Annotated in this window: 1 pseudogene; it reads right to left on the reverse strand. The window is 31.4% G+C overall.

Going from position 1 to position 522, the window contains the following annotated elements:
- Positions 1–123: 123 nt before the first annotated feature.
- Positions 124–522 (reverse strand): annotated as a pseudogene (locus C1634_RS25660) (ABC transporter permease); the annotation flags it as partial.

A 522-nucleotide genomic window follows, 5' to 3' on the forward strand; every position in this document is an offset into this window, starting at 1 on the left:
ATTGTAGATATGTGTTAAATCTGATATTAATCGGGTATATTTTTCGTCTGCTCTTTCCGGGGTATAATTGAATCTCATCTGTAGAGAAACTTCATCAGGATATTTTTCTAAAATAGTTTCTACTCATTTATGAGCATCTTTACAGAACCCACAGTATGGATTGGAAACGATAGAAATACGAAGTCTTGCATCTTTTTTACCAATAGAAAAAGTATGGGTATCCTGAAATTCTATTTTTTCCTTTTGTAATAACTGGCTTTTAAATAATTCATAATTCCTTTTAAATCTAAGATTTTTGGCATGAGATTTTTGAAGTTCCTCTTTCTGTTCCAATAGAGAGTTAAAGTAAATAACGGTTGAGAAAATCAGTGCCCATAAAATGACGATGAGTAAAAGTGTTCCGATTTCAAAAGGAAGATTTTGAAAGAAAAAACTACTGATAGCTAATTGCCCGACAAGAATAGAGATAATTAAAAGACAGACTCTACAGAATGCTTTTTCAACAAAAGCCTGGATATACAG

The sequence above is a fragment of the Chryseobacterium viscerum genome, assembly GCF_002899945.2.
Lineage (GTDB): Bacteria > Bacteroidota > Bacteroidia > Flavobacteriales > Weeksellaceae > Chryseobacterium > Chryseobacterium viscerum.